19 protein-coding genes and 1 pseudogene are annotated in these 25,408 nt (G+C 39.8%); 19 read left to right on the top strand and 1 reads right to left on the bottom strand.

The window, feature by feature from the left end:
• Positions 1-120: 120 nt before the first annotated feature.
• From M3600_RS01975 to M3600_RS01965, 3 genes are all read left to right on the top strand, one after another.
• Positions 121-2,100, top strand: a complete 1,980-nt coding sequence (locus M3600_RS01975; protein WP_237941085.1) for a methyl-accepting chemotaxis protein — start codon at positions 121-123, stop codon at positions 2,098-2,100.
• Positions 2,101-2,318: 218 nt separating this feature from the next.
• Positions 2,319-3,179 (top strand): histidine kinase N-terminal 7TM domain-containing protein, encoded by an 861-nt coding sequence (locus tag M3600_RS01970; RefSeq protein WP_251644655.1) that lies wholly within the window; start codon positions 2,319-2,321, stop codon positions 3,177-3,179.
• Positions 3,180-3,184: 5 nt separating this feature from the next.
• On the top strand, positions 3,185-3,610 hold the full coding sequence (locus M3600_RS01965) for a GGDEF domain-containing protein (protein ID WP_251644654.1): 426 nt from the start codon (positions 3,185-3,187) through the stop codon (positions 3,608-3,610).
• 32 nt (positions 3,611-3,642) lie between these two features.
• Here M3600_RS01965 and M3600_RS01960 read toward each other — a convergent pair whose 3' ends face one another.
• Positions 3,643-4,845: an MFS transporter gene (locus tag M3600_RS01960; protein WP_237941087.1), complete on the bottom strand. Its 1,203-nt coding sequence runs from the start codon at positions 4,843-4,845 to the stop codon at positions 3,643-3,645.
• A 331-nt stretch (positions 4,846-5,176) separates the two neighbouring features.
• On the opposite strand from M3600_RS01960, the gene M3600_RS01955 reads away from it, so the two are divergent.
• From M3600_RS01955 to M3600_RS01880, 16 genes and pseudogenes are all read left to right on the top strand, one after another.
• The gene (locus tag M3600_RS01955; protein ID WP_233317871.1) at positions 5,177-6,136 is read left to right on the top strand and encodes a S8 family peptidase; all 960 of its coding nucleotides are present in this window, start codon (positions 5,177-5,179) and stop codon (positions 6,134-6,136) included.
• A gap of 142 nt (positions 6,137-6,278) precedes the next feature.
• Positions 6,279-7,205 (top strand): TRM11 family SAM-dependent methyltransferase, encoded by a 927-nt coding sequence (locus M3600_RS01950; RefSeq protein ID WP_251644653.1) that lies wholly within the window; start codon positions 6,279-6,281, stop codon positions 7,203-7,205.
• A gap of 181 nt (positions 7,206-7,386) precedes the next feature.
• Positions 7,387-10,488, top strand: a complete 3,102-nt coding sequence (locus M3600_RS01945) for an SNF2 helicase associated domain-containing protein (protein WP_311315871.1) — start codon at positions 7,387-7,389, stop codon at positions 10,486-10,488.
• A gap of 22 nt (positions 10,489-10,510) precedes the next feature.
• Positions 10,511-10,795, top strand: coding sequence for a DUF3219 family protein (locus M3600_RS01940; protein ID WP_233317866.1), 285 nt, complete (start codon positions 10,511-10,513; stop codon positions 10,793-10,795).
• 20 nt (positions 10,796-10,815) lie between these two features.
• Positions 10,816-11,811, top strand: coding sequence for an LLM class flavin-dependent oxidoreductase (locus M3600_RS01935; protein ID WP_233317863.1), 996 nt, complete (start codon positions 10,816-10,818; stop codon positions 11,809-11,811).
• Between the two features lie 288 nt (positions 11,812-12,099).
• Positions 12,100-13,866 carry a sensor histidine kinase gene (locus M3600_RS01930; protein WP_251644652.1) on the top strand — a complete coding sequence of 589 codons (1,767 nt, stop codon included), beginning with the start codon at positions 12,100-12,102 and terminating at the stop codon, positions 13,864-13,866.
• Positions 13,845-14,630: a response regulator transcription factor gene (locus tag M3600_RS01925; protein WP_233317860.1), complete on the top strand. Its 786-nt coding sequence runs from the start codon at positions 13,845-13,847 to the stop codon at positions 14,628-14,630. Before M3600_RS01930 ends, M3600_RS01925 begins: the two co-directional genes overlap by 22 nt.
• 131 nt (positions 14,631-14,761) lie before the next feature.
• A pseudogene (locus M3600_RS01920) lies at positions 14,762-16,031 on the top strand (extracellular solute-binding protein).
• A gap of 60 nt (positions 16,032-16,091) precedes the next feature.
• The gene (locus M3600_RS01915) at positions 16,092-16,970 is read left to right on the top strand and encodes a carbohydrate ABC transporter permease (RefSeq protein WP_251644651.1); all 879 of its coding nucleotides are present in this window, start codon (positions 16,092-16,094) and stop codon (positions 16,968-16,970) included.
• Between the two features lie 18 nt (positions 16,971-16,988).
• Positions 16,989-17,885, top strand: coding sequence for a carbohydrate ABC transporter permease (locus tag M3600_RS01910; RefSeq protein WP_233317857.1), 897 nt, complete (start codon positions 16,989-16,991; stop codon positions 17,883-17,885).
• 22 nt (positions 17,886-17,907) lie between these two features.
• Positions 17,908-20,028 (top strand): glycoside hydrolase family 52 protein, encoded by a 2,121-nt coding sequence (locus M3600_RS01905; RefSeq protein WP_233317854.1) that lies wholly within the window; start codon positions 17,908-17,910, stop codon positions 20,026-20,028.
• Positions 20,029-20,048: 20 nt separating this feature from the next.
• Positions 20,049-20,681 carry a YesL family protein gene (locus tag M3600_RS01900; protein WP_251644650.1) on the top strand — a complete coding sequence of 211 codons (633 nt, stop codon included), beginning with the start codon at positions 20,049-20,051 and terminating at the stop codon, positions 20,679-20,681.
• 402 nt (positions 20,682-21,083) lie between these two features.
• Positions 21,084-22,046, top strand: a complete 963-nt coding sequence (locus M3600_RS01895) for an ABC transporter permease (RefSeq protein WP_233317849.1) — start codon at positions 21,084-21,086, stop codon at positions 22,044-22,046.
• 12 nt (positions 22,047-22,058) lie between these two features.
• Positions 22,059-22,934 (top strand): carbohydrate ABC transporter permease, encoded by an 876-nt coding sequence (locus tag M3600_RS01890; RefSeq protein ID WP_251644649.1) that lies wholly within the window; start codon positions 22,059-22,061, stop codon positions 22,932-22,934.
• An 83-nt stretch (positions 22,935-23,017) separates the two neighbouring features.
• Positions 23,018-24,646: an ABC transporter substrate-binding protein gene (locus M3600_RS01885; protein ID WP_251644648.1), complete on the top strand. Its 1,629-nt coding sequence runs from the start codon at positions 23,018-23,020 to the stop codon at positions 24,644-24,646.
• A gap of 62 nt (positions 24,647-24,708) precedes the next feature.
• Positions 24,709-25,398, top strand: a complete 690-nt coding sequence (locus M3600_RS01880; protein ID WP_233317843.1) for a DUF624 domain-containing protein — start codon at positions 24,709-24,711, stop codon at positions 25,396-25,398.
• Positions 25,399-25,408: the final 10 nt, after the last annotated feature.

Here is a 25,408-nt window from a genome sequence, read left to right as displayed (position 1 = left end):
AAGAATGAATGATTACCAGAGACTTAATAAAAGAAATAGGAATATTTTCTTATATATTTGCCAAATTACTTGTCGATATAGGGGGTAGAAAGATATAAAAAGTTAAGGACAGGAGACATCATGGGGAATTTAAAGAGAATAAAGAAGATGAAAATGACGATTCAAAAGAAGCTATTAATCACCTTTTTGCTGTTAGTCATTATACCTGTACTAACAATAGGAGCAGTCTCCTATTTCAGTGCAAACAAGGCGATTTCAGACCAAATCTCGTATGCATCAGAGGCGAGTGTAAACTTGTTAAACGAATATATAGACAGTACAGTAGAGCCAAAGGTGAAAGATGCTGAATTTTTTGCTGAAAACATTGCGGTAAATAAAAACAGCGTAAAAGAGAATTCAGATTTACGCAAACGGCTTGATGAATATGCATCCCTCCATCCCGAGACTGCCAGCATCTATGTAGGCACCGCGAATGGAGAGATGATTCAATACCCAGTTAAAAAGCTTCCGGACGGTTATGACCCAAGGGAAAGAGATTGGTATAAGAATGCAGACCCAACAACAGAAACAGTGATTTCTGATGCTTACTTATCAGCTTCCGGAGAAATGGTTGTTACCATCTCCAAAAAGCTTGCTGATGGATCTGGTATCCTTGGAATAAATTTAAAGGTTGATTCGATAAAAGAAGTTGCTCAAAAAGTGACAATCGGTAAAGAAGGCTATGGCTTTATCCTTGGGAGGGGAAAACAATATATTTATCACCCATCGAAAGAGTCCGGCTCTGAGGCAAAAGACAGCTTCATGTCTGCACTGTATGAAAGTGAATCAGGACATCAAAACTATGAGCTTGATGGTGAGCTGAAAAGCATGGCATTTACAACGAACAAATTAACTGGCTGGAAAATTGCCGGGACGATGTATAAAAGTGAAGTGGATAATGCATCAGCATCTATTGTAAAGTCATCGTTAATTATTCAGATTTTTGCTATCCTAGTTGGCATTGCTGTTGCAATTCTTGTTACACGTTCAATCATCCGCCCGCTTCAGAAGCTGAAGAATAGTGCACAGGTTATCAGCAAGGGAGACTTAACAGCGCCGATTGAAGTGTCTTCACATGACGAAATTGGCGAGCTTGGCACAGCATTTTCCGATATGAAGGAATCACTGCGGGGGCTGATTTCACAAGTAGATTCAAATACAGAGCAGGTGGCAGCAGCAGCTGAAGAGCTGTCAGCAGCTTCAGAAGAAACAAAAACAGCAACTGTTCATGTTGCCTCCTCTATTCAACAGATTGCAAGTGGTGCAGAGGTGCAGACTACTGGCATGGAAAAAACAGCAGCAGCTATTGAAAAGGTAGGACAAGGCATAAATACAATTTATAATAATGTGGAAATGGTCAATAAGGAAGCAAGATTGACAGCAGATCATGCAATAGAGGGCGGAGAGTCTGTCAAAAAAACAGTGGACCAAATGACCACTATTTATAACCATGTGAGCGAATCAGATCAAATGATAAAATCATTAAACGATCGCTCTAAGGAAATAAATGAAATAAGCAATGTAATCAGCGGAATCGCTGAACAGACAAACCTGCTTGCACTTAATGCCGCAATTGAAGCAGCAAGGGCTGGAGAGCAAGGCAAGGGATTTGCTGTCGTGGCTGAGGAAGTAAGAAAGCTTGCAGAACAGTCGCAAACATCTGCTAAACAGATTACTGGTTTGATTAAAGATATTCAGACAAGTACAGAACAGACTGTTGATAAAATGAAGCAGGCTGCTGAAAGTGTTGAAACAGGAATCGAGGTTTCACAAGAAGCAATCGTCAAGTTTAATGCCATTATTGAAGGAATCAAAAATATGGCACCAAAAATGGACGAAGTCTCTCATATCGTTAAAGGTGTTAATGGAGAAATACAGTCCGTCACTGCGACTTCATTTAACTTAGCAAATATCGCTAAAGAAAACACTTCTGCATCAGAAAGTGTTGCAGCAAGCACAGAACAGCAAATTGCTGTCCTTGAGGAAGTTACAGCTTCAGCTAAATCACTTGCAAACATGTCAGAGGAACTGCAAGAGCTGATCCGCAAGTTCACTGTGTAATTAGGCAAATAAATCCAATTGTTGGAACGGTTTTTCTTTCAGCTAAGAAAAGCTGCTGTACCAATGATAAGACCGCTTTTGTCACAAAACAGAAGCGGTCCTTTTTTTCTATCCTTATTGCCGGGATATAGAATATAATGGAGAAAGGAATGCATCGCCATAAGGAACCAAAAGGCTGTTGCACCAATCTTTAGAAAAGATGGAGAAGAAAACTTAAAATGTCAAATGAACTATTCCTTTTTTCCTTTATTGATATTTGCGGTGGGTTATTGAGCGCTTTGCTATGCATTTACGCCTTTTTTAATATACGCCATGCTCCTGGGGGCATCTTCTATATTTTAGGGACTTTTTGTTGCTCGCTGTTTACGTTCTTTTATGTTTTTGAACTGAACAGTCAATTACTAGAGCATGCAAAAATCTGGCTGCGACTAGAATATTTAGTTTTGCCCTTCATCCCTGTCTTTACATTATTTATGTGCATGGAGTATGTCGGAGTAAAGTGGAACCGGCATTTGTATTACTTTTTTTTCGGTCTGCCACTGCTGACAATACTTGTTCACTATACAAATGATTTTCACCATTTTTACTATAAATCGATGAGTATGGACACATCTGGACCTTTCCCTGTTTTGAGCTTAGAAGGAGGACCATGGTTCTATGTTCATTCCTTTTTCCTGTATGCCTGTGTGTTAGGGAGCATTGTCCTCTTGCTTGCGCAATTTAGAAAGGGCAGAGCAAGCCGCTTTAAGTGGCAGATAGCCACGATGACTGCAGGACTATTTGTGCCTGTGCTAGGGAGTGTTTTGTATTTAACTGGTTTAAGTCCAAATGGCATTGATTTAGGACCAATATCAATGAGCATCTCTTTTATTTTCCATGGTGCCGCCATTATATCCTTGCAGATGTTCAGCGTTGCACCAATTGCTAGAGAAAAGGTGTTTGACAGTATGGAGGAAGGGGTTTTAGTTTTAAACCATAACAACATAATTGTAGATTTTAATCCAATTATGCAGCAGATGGTGCCGAAAATCAGCCGTGCCATTGGCAAATCGATTAACGATATCCTCAAGGGTATTTGAAAAGCTTGAGCATCATCATGTTTGATGTGGACTATTTTAAAAAAGTAAATGATACTTTTGGTCATAAAGCAGGAGATACCATCCTAAAGCAAGTGGTTAAACTGGCTAAAAAGCATATGAGAAGATCTGATATTATTGGCCGGTATGGCGGTGAGGAATTTATCATCTGTCTGCCTGATGCTTTCATGCAGGAAGCAATTGTTATTGCCGAAGCAATTCGCAGAGAAATCGAAAGAACACACGTCGATGTAGATGGAAAAGAAATCAAGGTGACGACAAGCTTCGGTGTTGCAAGTGCTGCTGCTAACGACCAAAAAAACAGCAAGCTTATCGCCTCCCTTATGGATGAAGCCGATATGGCACTATATACAGCGAAAAATAACGGCAGAAACTGTGTTCGGTCATTTGAAGACCCGGTTGTCATTCACTAAAAAATGTATCCTGTTAACAGGATACATTTTTTTTATGCAGGGCTTTTCTGCCGATATATTTGGCTTGCCCACAACAAATACATTCCCCCGAAGAAAATATATAAAAGCCCATTGGCCGCACCTAATGCTCGCGGTTCAAATACTTCAAGCAGCAGACCTGTAACGAACATGGATAAACCTAAGCTTGTATTGCCGATTGTGGCAGATAAGGCAAAATAACTTCCTTGGTGCTTTTGCGGCATGGTTTTCATCACAACTGTATCAAGCAATGCATTTCCGACACCTCCAAAAACCGTCAATATCCCAAACAGGACGGCAATCATTGCAAACGAGTTCACCTGGCTTACAATCAACAGAATAATTCCCTCAATGATCATCGCGAGATAAGCAAACAATAAGAAGTTTCCCTTAATTAATCGAGTGAAAAAGGGGCTGATAATAAAGCCAACTCCCAAGACGCTGTATAGAATGCCTACTCCTAGATCTGCAGCAGGAAAGGTGTCTATCGCATAGATGCTTATAAGGACATTTTCTATCCCGTTAGCTAAAGGTACAAAAATATCAGCACTTAACAGCATGATAAATAAGGAGGAAGAGAAAATTACGGCTATAAGCTGATTACCTTTCTCCTTCGTTGCTGGCTGATGAGCTGTATGCCGAACAGCATCATCTATTTTTGCAATTCTGCTTATAAATGCTGCTGCAGTCAAGAAGGATAAGATATTGACAAAAAAGGCAGCTTTTTGGCCAAATAGCAGGGAGATGATTCCGCCGGAAAATGCGCCGATAACAAGGACGAAGCCCAACTGGACTTGTTCCCACCCGTTTACTGCTTTCATACTTTCCCCATTTATTAGTGCTGGAATGCTTGCCTTCCGCACAGGCGCATAGAGGGCTTCACCGCTGGCCAAAAGAAACGAGGCAACATAAATAATCCATATATCTTCTTTGCTGTTTACAAATAGAAAGGATATGGCAATGAAAGCCCGGACTATGTCTGTATAAAGCAAAACTTTTTTTCGAGACCATTTAGCAGCAACCATACTGCTAAGTGGCCCAAATAGTAAGAATGGCAGCATGCGCAAAGCCAGTGTTATGCCTACAGACATACCCGATGCAGACAATTGTAAAAGAAGCGACAGAGAAGCTACTTGACTGAATCTGTCTCCGATGCCATTGATAAGGCCAGAAAAAAACAACTTCTGATATTCCTTTTCTTGCGACAGAATAGACATGATTGATCACCTTCTAATTAGATTGATATCTAATTAGATGATAATCTAATTTAAGTAACTTGTATAGATATAATGATTAATAAATTTAATAGCAGCCATAAAGCCTTATCTTTCATCCGGAAATTTTTTACTGCATTCCCCTCCAAAAGCCTTGCTGTTCCTAGTAATTGTTGGGTTTTTGGTGATTCATTTCTAGTAGGGGAGGATAACAGCATCCGTATATTTTCGCGAAACATGTGTTCTTATATGAGTCGAAAGGCACTTTTTATGAATATACTAAATTGTTAAACTATTTGGTGTAAACTACTAATCCTACAGGAGGGATCATATTATGAGACCAGAAGTGAAGGTAATACCTTACAAAGTGGAGCAAGTGGTACAAATGGCGAATGAGGTGCCGACAGGAATTCAGCAAATTCAAGCACCTGCATTATGGAACAAATCAAAAGGAAAGGGTATTAAGGTTGCAATCCTTGATACAGGCTGTGATACGACACATCCTGATTTGCAGGAACGTATTATCGGCGGCTATAACTTTACAGACGATGATAATTCAAATCCAGATATTTATAGTGATTATAATGGACATGGCACACATGTAGCCGGAACAATTGGAGCAGTGGAAAACAACGATGGAGTGGCAGGTGCTGCACCACAAGTGTCTCTTTTAATCGTAAAGGTTCTTAATGGACAAGGTTCAGGGCAATATGATTGGATTACTAACGGAATTCATTATGCAATTGAACAAAATGTTGATATTATTTCCATGAGTTTAGGAGGACCGGATGATGTCCAAGCACTTCATGATGCTGTGAAAAGGGCGGTTGACAACCAAATTTTGGTCGTTTGTGCGGCTGGTAATGAAGGAGATGGACGTGAGACGACTGAAGAGCTGGCATACCCTGCAGCATATAATGAAGTAATTAGTGTTGGTTCTGTCGATTTTACAAGAAACTCCTCCGAATTCTCCAACTCTAACAGAGAAGTGGACCTTGCTGCACCTGGAGAAAATATTCTGTCCACATATCCAGGCGGCCAATATGCCAGACTTAGCGGTACATCTATGGCAGCACCTCATGTAAGCGGCGGACTTGCCCTAATTAAGGCAATTGCAACGGATGAATTTGACAGACCTCTGACAGAACCGGAGCTGTATGCACAGCTCATCAAACGGACTGTTCCACTAGGATTCTCTCCAAAACTGGAAGGGAATGGGCTTCTTTATTTAACAGCCCCAGAGAAGCTCGCAGAAGCAATCCAGTCAAGTGTGACGAAAATGCTGTCTGTCTGAGTATGATAGAAAACAAGACGCTTCCTTTACGGAAGCGTTTTTTTGTTGGCAGTCAGAAAGAAGTTTAAAGCAGCTGTTTAATAGTAATACATCTCTAAGTCCATTATAATAGCAACATAAAACGTAAAATGAGGGTTATTAATTGAAAACACAAGAATTTATATACACGATTTCTTATCACGAGGATGAGGCAGATGTTTGCCAGCTGGAGATGCGCTCGCTTTTTTCAGCAGAAAATATTACGAATTTCGTGGAAAGCACACTCGAAATTGATCCAAGCAGGAGCCCGTTTATCAAGGGAAGAATCGATATTAAAGCAGCAAACGAAAGCTTTGAAGAGCTGCTGACAGATGTTCAGAAAATCGGACTGGAGGAAGACTCCTATAAAGTTGTGTTTATTAAAGGAACTGGAAATATTCCCTTTACCGAGAGAAAAAGAATGGAAAGAGTCGCAGGCGCTTGTATTAAAGGTAATGTGAATCTGCATAACCCTGACAAAATATATGCCATTATGTTTGGCAATGGCCGCTGGATATTTGGCGATTATCAGGAAAGCACATCCGTTTGGCTTGCACATCAAGGCAAGCCGAATCAATATTCAACAGCGTTAAGCACAAGATTGGCAAGAGCTGTTGTCAATATTGCCGTACCACATCCTTCAGGAACTAAGGCAATTGATCCTTGCTGTGGTATCGGAACGGTGCTCATCGAAGCATTGTCAATGGGTATCGATATAGTTGGCAGTGATATAAATCCACTTGTTACAGGCAAGGCACGAGAAAATATTGCTCATTTCCAACTGAACGGAGAGGTTCTGTTACAGGATATCAAGGATGTGACAGGAAAGTATGATGCCGCTATTATTGATATGCCTTATAATCTTTGTTCTGTTCTTCCATATGAAGAGAAGCTGTCTATGCTTAAGAGTGCAAGACGATTTGCGAAAAAGGCTGTTATCGTATCAATTGAAGAAGTAGACGATGCAATTCTTCAAGCAGGATTTACAATTGTCGACCGCTGCATTGCTAAAAAAGGCAATTTTAAAAGGCATGTTCTAGTATGTAGCTGATGGTTATTTTTGGTGGTGCACAATGTTTGTTGCCTATATCTCTACAGTGTTAGAATAAAAAATATAATATATAAGTTACCCTAAACTTGAAGAAGGAGAAAGCCAAATGAATGTAAAGCTTACGAAAAACATCATAAAAGAAATGTGTGGCAATGTCTCCTTCAAGCGAGGGGATTCTTTTGTGAGAAATAAAAAAGTCACATTTCAACTCTTTCATTCACATACATGCAAAGCGATTGTACATGGAGCAGATGATTTTATGGTGAGTATAAAAGCAGATGCTGCAGGGAAATTGGAGGCAGAATGCTCTTGCCCCAAACTGGCGTCCTTTCAAAAGGACTGTCAGCATGTGGCCGCTGTTTTGCTTGCTGTTTATGAGCAGCAGCTGAAAAAAACTGCTCCGCAAGTGGTGCAGGGTGGTGAAATGCTCGCAATGGAGCTTTTGTCCATTTTTGATGGTGCGCCTGCAAGAAAGAGCGCTCATCAGCGCCATTTTGAGAATCGAGATATTCAGAAGGCTGAGTTTATTTGTCATGTAACGGAGTCTCACGGGAAAAGAAAAACCTTTGCAGTTGAAATGACCATAAATGGCACAGCCTTGCCGGATATTTATGCGTTTTTACAGGCATGGAAAGTAGGAACCCCTTATACAGATGGAGAAATTTCCTATAATCCAGCTACACAATGCTTTTTGAAGGAAGCCGATGATGTGTTAAGCGGGCTGTTTGCAATCGGTGAGGATGAAAAAGTCAATCAGACAGCAAGCGGTGCCGGAATTGCAGGAGAAGAAAGACAGCTGTTGTACTTATCGCCTTCTTCCTGGCCTACTGTTCGTCGCCTGCTTTCGAAGGCACCATATGTACAATTACAGCATAGAGGCGAGTTATTTTCTGATTTCCGCCTTTCCAACAACCAGCTGCCGTTAACATTCTCATTCGAGCATGAAAACTCAGGTTCCCATAAGCTTGCTATAGCAGGAATGAACCATATAGAATTACTGCCCTTATATGATTCGGTAGTAGCAAACGGAATAATATATGAATTAGACAGCCAGGATATGCAAAGGCTGTCCGAATTAAAAGGCATGCTGGAGCAGACTGGCACAAATCAAATTCCAATCCGCCCGAACCAGGCGGAATTTTTTCTTGAAAAGGTAGCGCCTAATTTAAGAAAACTCGGCAAGGTGAATATAAGCAGCCAATTTGTGCGGACGCCGCTTGAAGCAAAGCTGTATTTGGACCGTGTCAACAACCGGCTGTTAGCAAGCCTGGAGTTTCACTATGGGCCTGTAATGCTTAATCCTGTTGAAAACAGGGATATACCTGCAAAAGGCTTTTTTGTCAGGGAAGAAGAAAAGGAAAATGAGATCCTTAAAATCATGAAAAACAGCTCGTTTGCACAAACTGACAGCGGCTATATTCTTTATAATGAAGAGCTAGAGTATGAATTCTTATATAATACTCTCCCAGAGTTGAAGAAAATGGTGCAAATATATGCAACAACAGCAGTGCGCAACCGAATCTTTAAAGGCAACAGCTTCCCGAAATTCAGAGTGAAAATAAAAAAAGACCGCATTAATTGGCTGGAATTTAAGTTTGAAATGGATGGCGTACCAGAAAGAGAAATTAAAGAGCTGCTGTCTGCACTTGAAGAAAAACGAAAATACTACCGGTTGAGAAGCGGATCACTCTTGTCTTTACAGACTAGAGAATTCGAACAAATCCAGCATTTTTTAAAGTTTCCAGAGCTAGAGCTGAAGGAGGAAGTTGATATTTTTGAACTTCCCGTTACAGAAGGTTTGTCGTTATTTTCAGATGGAGAGCAGGGCATTATCGAGCTGGACAAATCGATGAAAGAGCTTATGCAAACAATCCGTCAGCCAGAAAAAACAGACATTGAAGTGCCTGCCAAGCTGCAGCAAGTCTTGAAAGAATATCAGAAAACAGGATTTAAATGGATGAAAACCCTTGCTAAATATGGGTTTGGAGGAATATTGGCAGATGATATGGGGCTTGGGAAAACATTGCAAAGCATCACATTTATCGCCTCAGAGCTTTCCAATATCAGAGAAAGAACACAGCCTGTATTGGTAGTTTGTCCATCATCCTTAACATATAATTGGCTTCAGGAAATAGGGAAGTTTGCTCCTGATATTCAAGCACTTGTGATTGACGGCGCTGCTGCTGACAGGAAGCAGCTGCTGAAAGAGCTTGCTGGCATTGATGTTGTGATCACTTCTTATCCGCTGCTGCGCAAGGATATTCATTTGTATGAAACAATCGCCTTTCATACGGCATTTTTTGATGAAGCACAAGCCTTTAAGAATGCAGGGACACAGACGGCAAAGACAGTGAAGCGAATTCGTGCAGACCAGCGCTTTGCCTTGACAGGAACTCCGGTGGAAAACTCACTTGAAGAGCTTTGGTCATTATATTATATTGTTTTTCCGCAGCTGTTCAGAACATTGAAAGAGTATGCGAATTTGTCGAAAAAACAAATCTCGCAGAGAATTAAGCCATTTTTGCTGCGCCGTCTTAAAGAGGATGTCTTAATGGAACTCCCTGGTAAGGAAGAATGGGAGGAAGCTGTTGATTTGCTGCCAGAACAGAAGAAGCTTTATGGTGCATATTTAGCAAAACTTCGCCATGATACACTTAAACATCTAGATAAAGCAACACTTCGAAAAAATCGCATACGAATTTTAGCAGGCTTGACGAGATTGAGACAAATCTGCTGCCATCCTGCCTTATTTGTCGACGGCTATAACGGTAAATCGTCCAAGCTGGAGCAGCTTATGCAAATCATAGAGGAGTCAAAGCAGGCAGGCAGGAGAGTACTGATTTTTTCTCAGTTTACTAAAATGCTCGAATTGATTGGAAGAGAACTCGCAATAGAAGGTCTGCCGTTCTTTTATCTGGACGGAAACACTCCCTCTGAAGAGCGAGTTGACTTGTGCCGCCGCTATAACGCTGGCGAAAGAGATTACTTTTTAATCAGCCTGAAGGCAGGTGGAACAGGCCTCAATTTAATGACAGCAGATACAGTCATCCTTTATGATACTTGGTGGAATCCTGCTGTTGAGGAGCAGGCTGCTGACCGCGCCCACCGGATTGGTCAGGAAAACGTCGTCCAAGTAATCAAGCTGTTAGCAAAAGGAACCATTGAAGAGAAAATACATGAGCTGCAGGAAAAGAAACGGCATTTAGTCGATGAAATAATCAATACAGACGAAGCGGTGCTCTCTTCCATTACGGAAGAGGAGTTGCGAAGCCTGCTTCTGTGAAAAAACGAAGGGAATGGTAGAAATGGCAAAACAAATCAAGCTGGATGATACTATAATCCAAGTAAAAAGCTATACAGAAGAGATCCAAAATGATCTGCATTCAATCAAAATTATATTTGATGTAGCAAGCGACGATTATCATGAAATTACTACCCTTCTTTATAAAGGAGCATTCCATGTTACAGTCGCAGAAAAAGATTTAGCATTTCACGCTGCTATCCAGCAATATTCCACCTCTATAACCAATCTATATGAAAAAGGAAATACAGGTGAATTTACGTTAACTCTACTCGAGACAAGGAACTAACTTAGAAAGAAGGCATCGCCATGAGATTAGGAATATTAGATCAATCGCCGATTTCCACTAATCAAGAGGCACAGGATGCTTTAGCTGCCTCTGTTAAATTGGCGCAAGCCGGAGAGGAATTTGGATATGTTCGATATTGGCTTGCTGAACACCATGATTTGCCAGGCCTTGCTTGTTCGGCACCAGAAGTGATGCTGAGCTATATCGGCGCTAACACAAGAACCATCCGCATCGGCGCTGGTGCGGTGCTGCTGCCTTATTATCGTCCGTATAAAGTAGCAGAAGTGTATAACATGCTGGCAACCTTAATGCCCAATCGCGTTGATTTAGGAATTGGACGGGCACCAGGAGGTTCTGCAGAAGCAAGCAATGCATTATCCCCAAACTTCCTCCAGCAGGTTTGGGCAATGCCTGACAGCATAAAGGAGCTGCTCTTATATTTGGATGATGAATATAGTACAAATAATGAGCATGCAACATTATCAGCAGCACCAGTTCCGAAAATCCCGCCTGTACCATGGCTGCTTGGCACAAGCAAAAAAAGCGCAATCTTAGCAGGCCAGCTCGGGCTTTCCTACACATTCGGCCATTTTATGAGCGATAAAGACGGCCCGGAAATTGTCCGGCAATATAAAGCTGCCTTCAAGGAACGAAAAGAGGGACAAAAAGCAGGAACGATTGTCGCCGTAGCAGCCTTTTGTGCAGAAACTACAGAAAAAGCGGAAGAAATCGCCTTAAGCTCCTTCATATGGTCACTGCAAAGAGCAAAAGGAGCAGGAGAAGGAGTCCCTTCAATTGAAGAAGCAAAAGCATACAAGCTAACCGATGAAGAAAGTCAAACACTTGCTTCCATGAAAAATAAAGCTGTTATTGGGAACCCGAAAGAGGTTAAAGAGCAACTTTTAAGCTTAAAAGAAGCGTACGGTGCAGATGAAATCATGATTGTCACAATCACATATAATCCAGTTGATAAGATCAATTCATACAGATTGATTGCAGAGGAATTGTTATCTTAAGAAAAGGAGGCGCGTTAGTTTCGCGTCTCTTTTCTTTTTTTGTCCAGCTAATTTTCTGGCTGAATTATGATACTCTCTATATCCTCCTGCTTGAAAAGATAGTATAATTCGGATTAAGAAAGGGCTTACAAAAGATTGAAGAAGCAGAAAGCTAAACTTAATAATAAATAGATTTGCCTAGTTTGTATATTGGATAAACTAAGTAGGTTAGTAAACTTGTAAAGGAGAGAGGAAATAATCAATTACGGCTTATAAGTGGAAGAAACTTCGCAAATAAGGGGGAAGTATATGCTTAGGTTGTTAAAAAACTGGAATACGATGCGAAATCAAATATTAATTGTTTTTCTATCTGTCATGTTTATTGTGTTATTAATTGTAAGTATCTTAATATTCAACCAAGTATCGTCTCTGTTAAAAAACAACGCAGAAAAACAAATCAAACAAGTGGCTGTGGAGGCTAATGGAAGACTTGAATCACTGTATGAGCAGATTAACATGGCTTCAAAGCTTGTTGTTACAAACGACAAAGTGCAAAAGCTGCTGACGAAGGAATATGACAAAAAGGAAGTGCCATTTTTAGAGCTGCAGCAATTGATGGGAACAGTTAACACCATTACAGCAAACTCTGATGGCATTTTTTCGTTCCAGCTTTTCACGAATGAAGAGCATCGTATCCTGCCTCTTGATGACGCAAATGCTCCCCTTAAATTAAGGGATATCTGGGTGGAGATGGCAAAGAGAGAAAAGGGAAGACTAGTTTGGATCGGTGAGGATCCGAATGACCCTAATTATTTTCTTGCAATCAGAAGAGTTAATTTAATGGACAGGAATTATGCAAATGGCGGATACATCCTCATCAGCATTTATAAAGAGTATTTTCAGTTCGTCAACAAGGATTTAACTAATAAAACAAACCAGTATTCCTTACTGCTTGATAAGTCTCTTGAGCCTATTATAACCGATTATGATAAGCCGCTTCCGTCCATCATACATAATGAAAAATCAACTGTACAAATAAATAGTCGGGATTATATGGCAACAAGAGAGGTATCGGAAATCACTGGCTGGACAGTCCTTATCTTAACACCTGTAACTGCCTTAACAAGCGGAATTTCTGTTCTCCGTTCAAGTATCTTAATCTCAGGGTTGATTGGTCTGCTCGTTTTTTTTATTTGCTCGTTATTTCTGTCTACCATTATTACAAGACCAATAAACAGGCTGACAGAAACGATGAGACATGCTAGTAGTGAATCTCTTGCGTTAAACCCAAAGTTGCCCTCTGTTAACGAAATAAATGAATTGAATAGTACCTATAACCAGCTTGTGAATGAGACAAACCATTTGATAAAAATGGTATATCAAAAGGAAATTATCAGAAGCCGCAGTGAATTGAAAGCTATTCAAGCACAGATTAACCCACATTTTCTCTTTAATACGTTGAATGCCCTTCATTGGTCGCTGGAGGACAAAATGGAGGATGAGCTTGCAGAGACTGTCGTTGCAATGTCCAATCTCTTTCGTTATACAATTACGAACAGTCCAGATGACGAATGGGTTTACTTGAAGGATGAACTAAATCATATCAACGATTATATGGAAATCATGAAAATGCGCTTCGGAGACGATTTAAAATGGCGCATAGAGATGGATACAGTATATGAACTGGTTAAAGTGCCTAAATTCTTGATACAGCCATTAGTAGAAAACTCTGTTATTCATGGTGCAGGAAACAAAATAGGAGTTTGCACCATTATCATAACTGTTACATTAGCAAGCAACAGACAAGGTTTGTTGGTTACTGTAGAAGATGACGGTATGGGAATCACCGAAGAGAATCTAGAGAAAATCAAGACAGGGATGGACATTGGAGGGATTACCTCCATTAACGGCAAAGGAATGGCGATTTCTAATGTCCATAAAAGGCTTAAGCTCTATTATCAGGAGGATGGACAGAAAGGAATGGAAATAAAGAGTAAGCGAAACAAAGGGACAGTTGTTTCCTTTGAAATTCCGATTGTAGGGGGAGACCAGGAATGTATACAAAAACTATCCTAATTGTTGATGATGAACCAATGGCAAGGCAGGGAATAAAGAGGACGCTTGATGCTTGGGCAACTGAAGAATGGCAAATACTTGCTGCATCAAATGGGATTGAAGCGATTGAGCTTGTCAAAAAACACAAGATTCATATATTAATAACAGATATTCGTATGCCCCAAATTACCGGCATTAAACTTTTGCAGGAAATAAAAGTACAGAACTTAACACCTGTAGCTATTGTCATCTCTGCCTATTCTGAATTTGAATACGCACAGGAAGCACTCCGTTTAGGTGTCATTAATTATTTGCTCAAGCCTGTCAGCAAAAAGAAATTGATTGATGCAGTGGAAGATGCCATCCAAAGAGAAACAAAGCAAACAAGAGCAGAGATAATGGAAAAAGTTATGGACGAAAAACTCCTCAAAATCAACATGAAAGAAAACACAGCAAAGGAACCAGTCAGAGAAGCTGTCCGCTATATTGACAAAAATTTAAAGACAGAGCTGAGCTTAAAGTTAGTTGCTGAGCATGTCCATTTAAATCCAAGCTATTTAAGTGTCCTTTTCAAGGAACAGATGAAGGTAACTTTCAGTGAATATATAACAAGACGCAGAATTGAACATGCTAAAGAAATACTGATTGCTACTAATCAACCAATCACAGATATTGCGGAGGAATGCGGCTATAAAACTTCTAAGTATTTCATTAAGATTTTTCGTGAGTTAGAAGGTGTCACACCAAGCATGTACAGACGGACAAATAGTGTAAGAGCTTTCTAAAAAAAGTAGTATTATTCCTAATGACAGTGACCTTTCAGGGCAATAAGTAAAGGTGGTAGACTAACTAGTGTAAAGAAACTAATAAAAAAGGGGGCAATACAGTGTTTAGACGCAAATCTATTTTCGTAATAATGTCCATTTTCATGATAGTTGTCTTAGCATTAGCAGGTTGTTCTTCGTCTACAAATGAAAGCGCTTCAAGCGATGGAAAAACCGTCATTAAATTTATGCATCTATGGCCAGAAGGATCTTCAAAGGCACAGTACACAATCGTCAATAGCATCATCAAGCAATATGAAAAGGATCATTCAGATATAAAAATCCAAACAGAAATTCTTGGAAATGAACAATACAAGGATAAAATCAAAGTTTTATCCGCGTCAAACGAACTTCCAGACGTTGGGGTAACATGGGCTGCTGGCTACTTAAAGCCTTTCGTGGAAGGAAATATGCTTGCACCATTAGATGAAAAGCGATTTTAAAGATTCGTTTGTTGCAGGGACGACAGAAGCATATGCAGTAGATGGAAAAACATATGGTTTGCCACTAGAGCTTAATATTACACCAGTCTACTATAACAAAGAAATCTTCGAGAAATACAATCTTGAAATCCCAGAAACATACGATCAGTTTTTAGAAGTAGTAAAGACTTTAGTAGATAAAGGGGTTACACCTATTACGCTTGGAAACAAGGACAGATGGACTGGATCGATGTGGTATATGTATCTTGCTGACCGTATTGGCGGGCCAGAGGCATTGGCTAATGCCATTAACCGGTCTGGAAGCTTTGAAGATCCAAGCTTGCTTAGTGCGGCTGAGGAAGTGAAGAAGCTAGTTGATATGGGAGCATTTGTGAAAGGCTTTAATGGTTTATCAAATGATGAGGCAAAAGGCTATTTCATGAATGAACAGGCAGCCATGTATTTGATGGCGACTTGGGAATTGCCGAACTACACAACAAGCCCTGATGTAACGGATGAGTTTAAGGAGAAGGTGGGCTACTTCAAGTTTCCGACATATGATGGCGGTAAAGGAGATATCAACAGCTATGTAGGCGGACCTGGAGTCGGGTTGTTTGTGTCAGAGAACTCAAAGGTGAAGGAAGAAGCAAAAGATTTTGTTTCCTATCTTGTCAAGGAGTGGGGCAAGCATTCAGTCACAGATGCTGGAGTGATTCCTGCTACTGTTGTTGACACTTCCAATACAGACCTTGACCAAATGTATATTGATATACTCAATGATTTAGGCACTGCTTCCAACTTGACTTTATATGCAGACGTACAAATGAGTTCAAGTGTTGCACAAGTCCACTTGGATATGATTCAATCCTTGTTTGGCGGTCAGGCAACTCCAAAAGAATTTGTGAAGAAACAGGAAGAAGCTTTAGCGGAAGAAGAGTAAGCAAGCGGGGGCAATTTCTTTTTGCCCCTAAACTAAAGTCAAAGGAAGGAGGAATAGGTAATGAAAACAGTCATGTCCAATAAAATCGCGATTTGCTTATACGTGCTGCCTGCCTTGCTCCTAATACTTGTGCTGATATATATTCCGATTGTCCTGACAGGTTATTACGGGCTGATGGATTGGGATGGCATCGGGGCAATGAAATTTATCGGGCTGGATAATTATTTACAGCTCATAAAGGATAAGATGTTCTGGACCAGTACGTATCATTCTGTCTTATTGGCTTTATTTTCAGCAATAAGCCTAATATTCTACTTAGTCATTTCTATTATCCTTGCCAGCAGGATTAAAGGAGCAAATCTGCTTCGGAAAATTTATCTAATTCCAATGCTGTTATCGTCTGTTGCGATTGCCCAGCTGTGGCTGAAAATATTTGATCCGACAAATGGGATGCTTAATAAATTGCTAGAGCTGCTCGGTGTAGAATATACACCAATATGGCTGGCAGATCCTAATCTTGTACTTATCGCTATCTTTGTTCCGATTATTTGGCAATATGCAGGCTTTTATATCATTATCTACTATGCCGCATTAAAAAACGTGCCGGAGGAAGTGATTGAAGCGGCAAGAATTGATGGTGCAACACCATTGCAGATAGCCTACAGAATAAAGCTGCCGCTCATTTCAGGTGTTATTAAAGTAACGATTGTCCTCGCCATTGTCGGCTCCCTAAAATATTTTGACCTTATTTATGTCATGACAGGAGGCGGACCAAACGGCTCCAGTGAAGTAATCGCATCCTATATGTACAAAGAGGCCTTTAAGACATATAACTTTGGCTATGGCAGTGCGATTGGCTTTGCCTTACTTATCTTATGCCTTGTTATGACATGGCTTATCCAAAAATTAACGGCATCAAAAGACGATGTCCAGTATTAAGAAGGGAGGAGTGAAGATATGAGTGAAATTACAGCACAAAAGAGAACGAAGACCATTCCTCACACTTCGCCTAAAACAAAAGGCTCGATAAGCTCGAAAGTAGGCTTTGGGTTTCTTTATCTGATTCTAGGTATTATTGCTGTATTTCAAATCTATCCGCTAGTTTGGCTGTTCTTTTTTTCCTTGAAAACAAACCAAGAAGTATTTGGTTTATCTCCATTTGCTCTGCCGAAGGACCCGCAATGGGGTAATTACGTAAAGGTCTGGACACAAGGAAATATCAGCCTGTATTTCTTTAACAGTGTTTGGATAACGGTTGTAGCAGTAATGTTAACTGTAATCTTAGCAAGCTTTGTCACCTTTGCGATCACAAGGATGTACTGGAAACTAAGCAAGCTTGTTCTCGGACTGTTTATGGTAGGCATTATGATTCCATTGCATTCCACACTTATTCCATTATTCAGCTTCTTTAACAACTTGCATCTAATTGATAATCCTATCTCCATCATTATTTCATATACGGCTTTTAATCTGCCATTAACAATTATGATTCTATTAGGCTTCTATCAAACACTTCCTAGAGAAATCGAAGAGGCAGCCGTAATGGATGGCTGCTCCATACACAGAATCTTTTTTCAAATCACCTTGCCAATGACCACCCCCGTCATGGCAACAATCATTATCATCAACATGATTTATAACTGGAATGAATTTGTATTCGTAAATACTTTTATCAGTTCAGATAAGTGGAAGACATTAACGGTTGGTGTCAATAATTTCGTCGGTCAATATTTGACAGATTGGGGAGCGATTGGGGCAACGTTAATGATCAGCATTATTCCGATATTAATTGCGTTCATCGCATTGAGCAATCGTATTGTTGAAGGATTGGCAGCAGGTTCTGTCAAAGGATAAAAAAGAAAAGGAGCTGTGATTTATGCCGGAAAATATGTTTTTTAATGCACATCACTCCCCAATTGGGGCATTCGCAAGCTTTACACTCGGATTTCCAGCAGCAGGCGGAGGGCTTGATTTGGAACTGGGCCGTTCACCAAAAAAGAATGTTTATATTGGTGCGGAAAGCTTAGATAAAGAGGGGATTTACGAGGCATTTCCGTTTTTTGATTATCAGGAAGATGACGAAAGCAAACGCTATGATATTGAAAATATGGACCCTGATCCAGACAAGCCAAATATTATTTTCCCGTTTTCAAAGGAGAAGGTAACAAGAGAATTTAAGCTTGGAACAGATACATGGAAAGCAGGGGACTTAACCTTCAAAGTTTATACACAAGTAGAATCTGTACCAGAACCGGGGAAGGGCAATGAGGAGGAAATGAAGAGGATTCTTCTTCCGGCAGTCCTCGCAGAATTGACGGTTGATAATACAAAAGGAACAAAAGCTAGGCGGGCGTTTTTTGGGTATGAGGGCAGTGACCCGTACAGCTCTATGAGGCGGCTCGATGATACGATGGACGGAATCGCTGGAATCGGCCAAGGCAGGCTGACTGCAATCGCCGCAAGTAATGCAGATATTAACTCCGCTATGCATTTCAGCATGGAAAATATCTTGACGACACCGCAAGAAGAAAACTGGACATTTGGATTAGGTCCGCTCGGTGCACTAGTCGCAGATGTTCCTGCAGGAGAATCGAGGACATACCGGTTTGCTGTCTGTTTCTATCGCGGTGGAATTGTTACTGCCGGCATGGATACATCTTATTACTATACGAAGTACTTTAAAAATATCGAGTCTGTCGCAGCCTACGCGTTGGAACATTTTGATGAGATTGCAAAAAGAGCAGAAGCTGCGGATGACCGCCTATTAGCTGCTAACCAGTTATCTGCAGACCAGCAGTTCATGCTGATTCACTCGATTCGCAGCTATTATGGTTCCACACAGCTCCTTATTTGTGACGGTGAGCCGTTCTGGGTTGTCAATGAAGGGGAATACAGAATGATGAACACCTTTGATTTAACTGTTGATCAAATATTTTTTGAGCTGAAAATGAATCCTTGGACAGTAAAAAATGAGTTAGATATGTTTGTGAAGCGCTTCAGCTACGAAGATAAAGTCCGGTTCCCTGGCAGTGATACGGAATACCCTGGCGGCATCAGCTTTACACATGATATGGGTGTTGCCAATACAATCTCCCGTCCGCATTACTCTTCATACGAACTGTATGGGCTTGACGGTTGTTTTTCCCATATGACACATGAACAACTTGTAAACTGGATTTTATGTGCTGCTGTTTACGTGTCACATACAGCCGATGAAGCTTGGCTAAAAGAGAATATGGAAATGGTGGAGCGCTGCTTTGAAAGCATGGTAAACAGAGACCACCCAATTCCAGAAAAGAGAAACGGCTTGATGGGACTGGATTCCTCCCGAGTAATGGGCGGGGCTGAAATAACCACATATGACAGCTTAGATGTCTCGTTGGGGCAAGCGCGAAATAATATTTATCTCGCAGGGAAAATTTGGGCATCTTATGTCGCCCTTGAAAAAATATTCAAGGAACAGGGAAAAGAAGACTTGGCAAAGCAAGCAGGCCTACAAGCAGAAAAATGCGCAAATACGATTGTGGAGAATGTGACAACAGAAGGCTATATCCCAGCAGTAATTGGAGAAGGCAATGATTCTAAAATAATTCCAGCAATTGAAGGGCTTATTTTCCCATACTTCACAAACTGCCAGGAAGCGCTTGAAGAGACAGGACGGTTCGGCCCCTATATTCAGGCATTGAAAAAACACCTAAAAACAGTAATGACAGAAGGAGTTTGTCTGTTTGAAGACGGCGGCTGGAAAATATCTTCAACAAGCAGCAACTCATGGCTCAGTAAAATTTATTTAAGTCAATTTATCGCTAGAGAAATCCTTGGCTGGCAATGGGATGAAAAGGGAGCGAAAGCAGATGCCGCTCATGTTAAGTGGCTGACACATCCCGTTCTTTCCGTATGGAGCTGGAGCGACCAGATTATTGCAGGGGAGATTGCGGGCAGTAAGTATTATCCGCGCGGTGTGACAAGCATTCTTTGGCTTGCAGAAAGCAAGTAAGAATAATAAGAGGTGGGAATATGTGGGCGAAATCGATGGGAAAGCTGTTCACTGTTTGTGAGTGGATCACTAGAGGTGCTTACCTTAATATCTTATGGATGGCATATACAGCTGCAGGTTTGTTTGTATTCGGGTTCATGCCTGCGACTACAGCTATGTTTGCGGTGATAAGGAAATGGCTGAGAAGAGAAAAGGACATTCCTGTCTGGAGGACATTCCATGATGTGTATAAACAAGAATTCATTAAAGTAAATATATTAGGAATTATCCTAATATTACTTGGCATGATTCTTTGCTTGGACTATTGGTTTCTCCAGTTTACAAATGGTGTAATAAAAGGGATGATGACAGGACTGTTACTTTTGCTGTCAGCTGTTTTTCTAACATTGCTAGCATACTTTTTCCCAGTTTATGTCCACTATGACTTGAAGCTTGGCGACTATCTTAAATATGCTCTAATCCTTGGAGCGTATCATCTGCATATTACATTATTCATGCTAATTCTTACAACAGTGACAGTTAGTCTTTTGTTATATATGCCTGGCGTTATTCCATTTTTCGGAGGTATTTCACTTGCCTGGATTTGGATGGCGGGAGCGAATTACAGCTTTATACAGATTGAGAAAAGAGGAAAGAAAAGACTGGCTGTTTAATGAAGCAGCCAGTTTTTTTAAAGGTAAATTAGAACAATGGAAAATTTCAGAAAATACTTAGTTTGTGCATTGCACTAACTAAGTAACGGTGCTATACTAAAACTACATTATTAATGAAACCGCATACATTTCTGTAATAGCAACGTTTATCAAACACATAATTAAAACTCCGCAGCATTTGCTCGCATCCTGACGGCTCTAAAACATCCTATGAACATTAATCACCAATCTACTTAAATAAAGCATTTCTCACTAAAATAACATTTATTAAACAGATCTTGCTGACGGCAAACTACCATACTAGTATTCCGTTTAGTTAGTTTGTGAACACTTTAGTTTATGAGTGTATTCATTTTTTGAGTGCACAGCTTTATTCCATCCTAAAAGATGAGGGGGATTTTAATGGAGACAGAAATAGTGAAACGAACAAAAAAGGCATCAGTTAAGACGAAAAAAAGCAAGATAAAGATATCCCTTATTGCGATTCGCAAGGATTGGCAGTTATATTCCCTGTTGATTTTGCCCATTATTTATCTATTGATTTTTAAGTACGGCCCAATGCTTGGAAATGTGATTGCCTTTAGAAGGTATATGCCAGGTGGAAAAGTTTACGGGGAAGAATGGGTTGGGCTTTACTACTTCAAGATGTTTATTAATGATCCAGTTTTTTGGAATGTTTTTAAAAACACATTCATTTTGGGTGGTTTAACCTTGCTGTTTTGCTTCCCAATGCCAATTCTGTTTGCATTGCTTCTAAATGAAATCAAATCAACTAAATTTAAAAGATTTGTACAGACTGCATCCTACTTGCCTCACTTCTTATCAATTGTCATTATCGCGGGAATGATCCTGCAATTGACAGCACTTAATGGTTCTATTAATTCTATTGTTGAGTTTTTTACAGGTGAAAAGGTGAATTTTATCCAAAGTGCAGAATGGTTTCGCACGATATATATTAGTTCAGAGATATGGCAAGGAATGGGATGGGGAGCGATTTTATATTTAGCTGCACTGACCACTATTGACCAGTCACTTTATGAAGCAGCGAAAATCGATGGAGCAAACAGGTGGAAGCAAACGCTCCATATCACAATACCTGGAATATTACCCACCATTGTTACTTTATTGATTTTAAATACTGGCAGCTTTCTAGCGATAGGCTTTGAAAAAATTCTCCTTCTTTATAACCCTTTGACATATGAGACATCAGATGTGATTTCTACCTACTTATATCGTGTCGGTCTTGAATCGAATAATTTCAGTTATGCGACAGCAATTGGGTTATTTGAATCAATAATTGGGTTGGTGCTTGTCTTGACTGCCAATTCGATTTCACGAAAATTAACAGAACGAAGCTTATGGTAGGAGGGAAAAAGCATGAAAGAATCCAAGCAATACAAGATATTCAAGGTATTTAATGTGTTTGTCCTGTTGATAATAATAATTGTCTTTTGTACCCTATATCCATTTATTAATGTTATTGCACAGTCATTCAGCAGTGAAGCTTACATTAATGCAGGTAAAGTCAGCTTGCTACCTAAGGGCTTTAATATGGAAACATATAAAAAAGTTGTTTCCGATAAAATTTTCTGGATCAACTATAAAAACACGGTAGTTTATACCGTTGTAGGCACATCCATTTCCATGTTTTTAACAACCATTTTTGCTTATGCCCTTTCGAAAAAAAGGCTTGTAGGCAGAAAGTTTCTCACTGTTTTTGCCGTCTTCACCATGTTTTTTAATGGGGGCTTGATTCCAAATTATGTCTTGATTAATAGTTTAGGTTTCAATAATACAATGTGGGCGATTGTAATACCTGGAGCAATCAGCATTTATAATATGCTGATTATGAAATCCTTTTTTGAAAACATGCCAGAGGAACTCGAGGAAGCTGCATCCATCGACGGGTTAAACACTTACGGAATTCTCCTGAAAATTATATTGCCTCTAAGCAAAGCTGTTATCGCAACAATGATTTTGTTTTATGCAGTTTCGTATTGGAATTCCTGGTTTTCCGCTTTCCTCTATTTAGATAAAAAAGAGCTGTTCCCAGTGACCATTTATTTGCGGAATATGATTGCAGGAGCAACGAGTAGTATGGCAACAGGGGCAACATCAGCAGATAATTTGACGCAGATTTCTGCAAATATTAAATCAGTTACAATGGTGCTCACCATTTTACCGATTCTTACTGTCTATCCTTTTGTACAAAAATATTTTGTTTCTGGCGTCATGCTGGGCTCTGTCAAGTAATGCTAAAGCGGTCTTTAGTGCAGTGAGCTTGTTGTATAAAGAATTCAATGCACTTTTTAATAAATAGATGGGGAGGAAAAAAAATGAAAAAAAGCTTAAAAAGATTAAGGCTGTTGTTTGCTTTATTATTGGTGTGTGTCATTGTTATTGCCGGCTGCTCGAAAGATAACCCTGCCAGTTCAGATGGAAAAGTATCTTCTAAAGGGGCGATGGAATCCTATCAGGCTGGAGAATTATTTAAAGCAACAGAAGAGTTTGATTTATCGATTCTTTATTCTGACCATCCAAACTACCCTTATAAAAAGGATTGGTTGTTTTGGGGAAAACTAAAGGAAATGACAAATGTTACATTAAAGCCTACAACTGTTCCGATGAGTGATTATCCGCAAAAAAGAAGCTTATTAATGAGTTCTGGTGATTCGCCGTTAATCATTCCGAAAACCTACCCTGGAGAAGAATCAGCTTTTGTTTCATCAGGAGCAATATTGCCTGTAAGCGATTATATTGATATGATGCCTAATTTTAAAGAAAAAGTGCAAAAATGGAAACTTGAAGATGAATTGGAAGGCTTGCGGCAGAATGATGGGAAATACTACTTATTACCAGGCTTGCATGAAGAGGTTTGGCCAGATTATACCCTTCTTATGAGAACAGACATATTGGAGGAAAATAATCTCGAGATTCCTACGACATGGGATGAATTATATGAAACGATGAAAAAGCTGAAGGAGATATATCCAGATGTTATCCCGTTTTCTGATCAATTCACTTTCAACAGTACATTAAATGTTGCTGCTGCAGGCTTTGGCACAAAAGCAGGATGGGGATTTGGCAATGGATTAAGCTATGATCAAAGTAAGGATGAGTTTGTTTATGCTGCAACGACAAATGAATATAAAGATATGCTTACCTATTTTCATAAATTAGTAGAAGAAGAGCTGCTGGATAAAGAAAGCTTTACACAAACGGATGACCAGGCCATTCAAAAATTTGTGACAGGAAAGTCATTTATCATCAACGGCAATTCACAGACAATTAATTTGCATAGGGTAGATATGGATAAAACAATTGGGAAAGGAAAATATAAAATCCAAAAAATCACTGTTCCCGGCGGACCGGCTGGCCAATTGATGGGAGGCTCCAGGCTTGAGAATGGTGTGATGATTTCTTCGAAAATAAAAGAAAGCGATTACTTTAAAGCGATCCTACAGTTTATAGATTGGCTGTACTACAGCGATGAAGGGCAGGAATTTGCAAAGTGGGGAGTGGAAGGCACGACATATACGAAAAGTGATGGGACACGCAAGCTTACGGAAGATGTTAATTATAACGGTTTAAATCCGACTTGCACAAAGGACTTGCGTGTTGATTACGGTTTCTCAGGCGGCGTGTTTGCATATGGAGGGACGACAGAACTTCTTCATTCTATGATGAGTGAGGAGGAGATAAAATTCCAAGAAAACATGGCTAATACAAAAAAGGTGATACCGGCAGAACCGCCAATTCCTTATACGACTGAGGACCGGGAAAAAGCGACACTATTGAGCACACCTTTAAAGGATTTCACTGATCAAAATACACTTAAATTTATAATAGGGTCACGCAGTTTGAGTGAATTTGACCAATTTGTAAAAGAATTGAAAACACAAGGGTTGGACCAGTATTTGGAACTTTCTAATAAAACGTATCAAGATTATAAAAAGAACAACTGATAACGATTGCTGCCTCACCAATATTATTGGAAGAGGCAGCTTTTAAAAAGGGGGGCAGAGAGTTGGAAGGGAAGAAGGAATTTGGCGAGGGTATACTGTTTACCTTTACGAACTATGTCTACTCACTGCTTTTAGCCAATTTTTTATTTGTTTCAGTCAATGCTGTTTTTATTTTTTTCTTTATGGCATTAGAGCCTTCATTTTCAAACATTCTTATCTATATGATTGCACTGATTCCAACAGGACCCGCCATATCAGGATTGCTGTATGTATTGGAAAAGTTGTTGAGAACAAAAGAGGCTATTACTGTTTCGGATTACTTCTATGGTTATAAAACAAATATTAAGAATACGTTACTTCTATGGTGCATGATACTCGCCGTTTTTAGTGTTTTATTAATAGACCTGCAATATCTAAATCAGACAGCTTTACTAATAGAGCAACTAATTTCCATTGTTCTTTATATCCTGTTTTTACTTGCTGTTTTAATAAGCATAAACATGCTTATTCTTAATGCAAAGTTTGAGTTCAGAAAAAAAGATATTTTCAAACTGTCCATTTTTTATAGTTTTACACATGTAAAAGCATCGCTTGGAAATATTTTTATTCTGCTGTTAATTGTTTTCGTCACAATGCTGACATCTGATTTTATCCTATTGTTTGTTGCAAGTATTATTGGCTTACTTCTTATCAAGAACGCCCGCCGATTGCTGACAGACGTGGAAGCTACGTTCATTAAACGAGATAAATAGACTTTAAAGA

Source organism: Niallia sp. MER 6 (genome assembly GCF_023714395.1).
Lineage (GTDB): Bacteria > Bacillota > Bacilli > Bacillales > Cytobacillaceae > Niallia.
Note: the sequence above shows the minus strand (reverse complement) of the source record. Positions and strands in the feature narration are given on the sequence as shown.

What these genes read in the sequence shown, in the direction of transcription:
- M3600_RS01975 (WP_237941085.1), top strand. Translation starts at nt 121, where the DNA reads ATGGGGAATTTAAAGAGAATAAAGAAGATGAAAATGACGATTCAAAAG.
- M3600_RS01970 (WP_251644655.1), top strand. Translation starts at nt 2,319, where the DNA reads ATGTCAAATGAACTATTCCTTTTTTCCTTTATTGATATTTGCGGTGGG.
- M3600_RS01960 (WP_237941087.1), bottom strand. Translation starts at nt 4,845, where the DNA reads ATGTCTATTCTGTCGCAAGAAAAGGAATATCAGAAGTTGTTTTTTTCT.
- M3600_RS01955 (WP_233317871.1), top strand. Translation starts at nt 5,177, where the DNA reads ATGAGACCAGAAGTGAAGGTAATACCTTACAAAGTGGAGCAAGTGGTA.
- M3600_RS01940 (WP_233317866.1), top strand. Translation starts at nt 10,511, where the DNA reads ATGGCAAAACAAATCAAGCTGGATGATACTATAATCCAAGTAAAAAGC.
- M3600_RS01935 (WP_233317863.1), top strand. Translation starts at nt 10,816, where the DNA reads ATGAGATTAGGAATATTAGATCAATCGCCGATTTCCACTAATCAAGAG.
- M3600_RS01930 (WP_251644652.1), top strand. Translation starts at nt 12,100, where the DNA reads ATGCTTAGGTTGTTAAAAAACTGGAATACGATGCGAAATCAAATATTA.
- M3600_RS01925 (WP_233317860.1), top strand. Translation starts at nt 13,845, where the DNA reads ATGTATACAAAAACTATCCTAATTGTTGATGATGAACCAATGGCAAGG.
- M3600_RS01915 (WP_251644651.1), top strand. Translation starts at nt 16,092, where the DNA reads ATGAAAACAGTCATGTCCAATAAAATCGCGATTTGCTTATACGTGCTG.
- M3600_RS01910 (WP_233317857.1), top strand. Translation starts at nt 16,989, where the DNA reads ATGAGTGAAATTACAGCACAAAAGAGAACGAAGACCATTCCTCACACT.
- M3600_RS01905 (WP_233317854.1), top strand. Translation starts at nt 17,908, where the DNA reads ATGCCGGAAAATATGTTTTTTAATGCACATCACTCCCCAATTGGGGCA.
- M3600_RS01900 (WP_251644650.1), top strand. Translation starts at nt 20,049, where the DNA reads ATGTGGGCGAAATCGATGGGAAAGCTGTTCACTGTTTGTGAGTGGATC.
- M3600_RS01895 (WP_233317849.1), top strand. Translation starts at nt 21,084, where the DNA reads ATGGAGACAGAAATAGTGAAACGAACAAAAAAGGCATCAGTTAAGACG.
- M3600_RS01890 (WP_251644649.1), top strand. Translation starts at nt 22,059, where the DNA reads ATGAAAGAATCCAAGCAATACAAGATATTCAAGGTATTTAATGTGTTT.
- M3600_RS01885 (WP_251644648.1), top strand. Translation starts at nt 23,018, where the DNA reads ATGAAAAAAAGCTTAAAAAGATTAAGGCTGTTGTTTGCTTTATTATTG.